The sequence below is a fragment of the Phenylobacterium sp. genome (assembly GCF_044371015.1).
GTDB lineage: Bacteria > Pseudomonadota > Alphaproteobacteria > Caulobacterales > Caulobacteraceae > Phenylobacterium.
Genome location: NZ_JBILUK010000284.1, coordinates 1 through 3,740 on the forward strand (window position 1 = coordinate 1; position 3,740 = coordinate 3,740).

1 protein-coding gene is annotated in these 3,740 nt (G+C 65.7%); it reads left to right on the forward strand.

Going from position 1 to position 3,740, the window contains the following annotated elements; translation table 11 throughout:
* The first annotated feature begins 372 nt into the window (after positions 1-372).
* Positions 373-3,486 carry a TonB-dependent receptor domain-containing protein gene (locus ACIQ3R_RS16370; RefSeq protein WP_397419920.1) on the forward strand — a complete coding sequence of 1,038 codons (3,114 nt, stop codon included), beginning with the start codon at positions 373-375 and terminating at the stop codon, positions 3,484-3,486.
* The last annotated feature ends 254 nt before the right edge of the window (positions 3,487-3,740 follow it).

The following is a 3,740-nucleotide window of genomic DNA, read 5'->3' on the forward strand; positions in this document are numbered from 1 at the left end:
GCAAATGCGGTGTTCGTCGAGATGGATGAGGCGCGGCTCGCGGCGCTCCACGCCCGGGGCTGGTTCGTCTACCGTTTCCTCGACGGCTCGGTGCGGTTCATGTGTTCGTGGGCGACCACGCCCGAGGTTGTAGATCAGTTCGCCGACGTGTTGCGCGCCGTCGCCTGAAGGTGTGGCGCCCAGGGCGCACCCACATGAAAAACTCGTAACGTGGCCCCGGCGCCAGGGTCATTTGTGGCGACTTTGCGTTGCCCCTGCGTCGCGCGCGTGACAAACCCCGGCCCAATCACGCTCGGGCGTAACGCGCCCGGTCACGCCGTATCGGCGCCCGTCCAACCCGCCCCTATTCCGGGGCAAGGAATGCAACCGCCCATGACGTCTATGCTCCGCACCACGCTGCTCGCCTCGGCCGCCACCGCTATGCTGGTCGGCGCGCCCGCCGTCGCCTTCGCCCAGGCCGCCGCAGCCACCGCCGAGGCGGTCGATGTCGGCGAACTGGTGGTCACCGGTTCGCGGATCCGCCGCCCGGACCTGTCGTCGGTGCAGCCCCTGCAGGTGATCTCAACTCAGCGCATGGAAGAGCGCGGTTTCACCAACGTCGCTGACGCGCTCAACGACCTGCCCTCGGTCGGCGTGCCGGTCAGCCCGGTCGGCGACCAGGGCTCGTTCGGCGTTGGCCGGAACTTCCTCAACATCTTCAACCTTGGCACCCAGCGCACCCTGACCCTCGTCAATGGTCGTCGTTTCGTGGGCGGCAACCCGGCCTCGATCTTTACGGGCGCGGCGCCGGGCGGTCAGGTCGACCTGAACGTCATCCCCACCGGTCTGATCGACCGGATTGAAGTCGTTCAGGCCGGCGGCTCGGCGGTCTATGGCTCGGACGCCATCGCCGGCGTGGTCAACATCATCACCAAAACCGAGTACGAGGGCGTCGAGGTCGACGGTCGTTACAGCTGGGCCGACAGTGGCTTTGACGACTGGCGCGCCCGCATCACGGCGGGCAAGTCCCTGCTCGACGGCAAGCTGAACGTTTCGGGAAGCTATGAGTACAACCAGACCGGCCAGCTGGCCTTCCTGGATCGTAGCCGCACCGCCGAACAGCTGACCTTCGCCGCCAATCCGGCCAACACCAGCGGTACGGACGGCATCCCGGGCTCCATCATCATCTTCAACCGCCGGATTCCCGAGACCAACACGGGCGGCATTCCGTTCCAGGCCAACACGCCGTCCCTGGCCCGTCTGGTGACCATCGCCAATCCGAGCGGCGCCGGCCGTGTGACCGCGCAGTTCGGGCCCGGCGGGACGCTGGTGCCCTACAACGCCGGCCAGTTCTTCTCGGCCGCGGTGGCGTCTGGCGGCGATGGCCTGAACCTCGCCGAACTTTCCTCGCTGATCTCGCCGGTGAAGCGCCATGTGGCCACGGCGTTCGTGAAGTATGACGTGCTCGAAAACGTCCGCGTGAACGGTGAGTTCTTCTACTCTGAGTTCAAGGCGGTCGAGCCGTTCAACCAGCCGATCTACAACGCCCCGCTGTTCGGCGGAAACTCGTCGATGCTGTCGATCTCGACGTCCAATCCGTTCCTGCCGGCCGCGACCCGCACCGCCCTGCTTGATCCGGCCAACGGCCTCGCGGTCGATCCGGCCAACGCGGCCGAGCGGATCTTCTTCCTCAGCCGCGCCTCGGTGGACATCGGCAGCAACAAGACCCGCGCCGAAGGCGACACGTTCCGCGGCGTTCTGGCGGTTGACGGCGACTTCGAACTGATCGGCCGGAATTTCAACTGGAACCTCGCCTACGCGCACGGCCAATCTCAGGGCTCCTTCCAGTCGCCCAATGTGATCCAGACGCGGTTCGTTCAGGCTGTCGATGCGGTCCGTGATGCGACCGGTGCGATCGTCTGCCGTGATGCGGTGGCCCGCGCGGCCGGCTGCGCCCCGCTCAACATGTTTGGGGCGGGCGCACCCAGCCAGCAGGCGCTGAACTACATCGGCGTCGACTTCGTCAGCGAGTACAAGAGCCTGCAGACGATCTACGAAGGCAACTTCGGCGGCTCGCTCCTTGATCTCCCGGCGGGGGCGCTGAGCTTCAACGTCGGCTTCGAGGCTCGCTACGAAAAGTCGGACTTCAACCCGAATGATCCGCAGGAGCGCGGCGTTGGCCGTTCGGCCCCGATCACGCCCCTGACCGGCAAGTACAACACCAAGGAGTACTACGGTGAGGCGCTTGTCCCGATCTTCGGCGGCGACTTCACCTTCCCGCTGATGCACAAGCTGGAAGTCGAGGGCGCGTTCCGCAAGGTCGACCACTCCCAGGCCGGCAAGGACGAGTCCTGGAGCTATGGCGGTCGCTGGTATCCTGTGAAGGACCTGATGCTCCGCGCCCAGAACGCCCAGTCGTTCCGGTCGCCTGCCATCACCGAACTGTTCCTGCCCACGGCGACCAGCTTCATCACCGCCAACGACCCCTGCGATTTCCGCAATATCAACAGCGGTCCGAGCCCGGCGATCCGCCGCGCCAACTGCGAGCGGGACTTCCAGGCTCTGGGTCTGCCGGCGAACTTCTCGCTGACCTCCCAGGTCCAGGCCGCGACGGTTCAGGGTACGACGGCCGGTAACCCGGCTCTCCAGAACGAGATCGCCGACCAGTGGTCGATCGGCTTCGTTTATCAGCCCTCTTTCGTCCCGGGCCTCTCGTTGAGCTTTGACTGGGTGGACGTGGACATCACCGGAGCGATCGCGAACTTCGGTTTGGCGAACATTCTGCAGGTTTGTTACGACTCGCCGGACTCGCCGCCGGACGCCTGCAGCCGTTTCCAGAGAGGTCGTTCGGCGCTGGCCACGACGCGTCAGGGACAGATCCTGACCAATGGCGAAGCGATCGGCAACGGCCAGACGGCCACGGGGCCGCGCCAGGGCTACATCAACGCCGGCTACACCAACTTCGAAGGCTTCACGGCCGGCATCAACTATGAATCCGAACTGACCGACGTGCTCGACGGCGTGTTCGCCGACTGGCTCGGCGGCAATCCGGGCCGGATCGGCTTCGACTTCGACCTGTTCCATGTGGAGAAGCAACAGACCTCGGTGACGGGCCTGGGCTTCGACCTCAACCGCGACCAGGGCGAAATCGGCAATGCCAAGTGGCGCTGGAAGCTGGACACCGCCTATGATCGCGGTCCGTTCAGCCTCGTCTGGACCACCAACTGGATCGACGAGTCGCGTTTCAACAACGACTTCACCCTCGAGACCCGCCAGCCGCTGAAGGTCAACGACTACTTCCTGCATGACCTGTCGGTGACCGTTGACCTCGAGAACCTGACGGAGGCCTACGGCATGGGCGTGCTCGACGATGCGCAACTGCGTTTCGTGGTCCGCAACGTGTTCGACAAGCTGCCGCCGCTGGGGGCCACCAATTCGGCCAACGCCTACGGGACCTACGACTTCATCGGCCGCTACATGCAGGTCGGCCTCACCGCGAAGTTCTAGTGTCGGACGGCGGCGCTCTCCGGAGCGTCGCCGCCATCACCGGATACGACGGAGCCGCCGGGGCGACCCGGCGGCTTTGTTCGTTTGGGCGTAAGAGGCGCGCGCGTCCCCAGCTGGCGGCGCTCTAGGCCCGCCGCATCACCGCGAAATCGGCGAGGTCCTGCAGGGCGGGGCGCCAGGTTGTGGAGGCGGTGTCCTCGATCGAAGCCTTGGCGGTCTCGGCGTAGCGATGGGCCATGGCCAGGGTCTCGTCC

What these genes read in the sequence shown, in the direction of transcription:
- ACIQ3R_RS16370 (WP_397419920.1), top strand. Translation starts at nt 373, where the DNA reads ATGACGTCTATGCTCCGCACCACGCTGCTCGCCTCGGCCGCCACCGCT.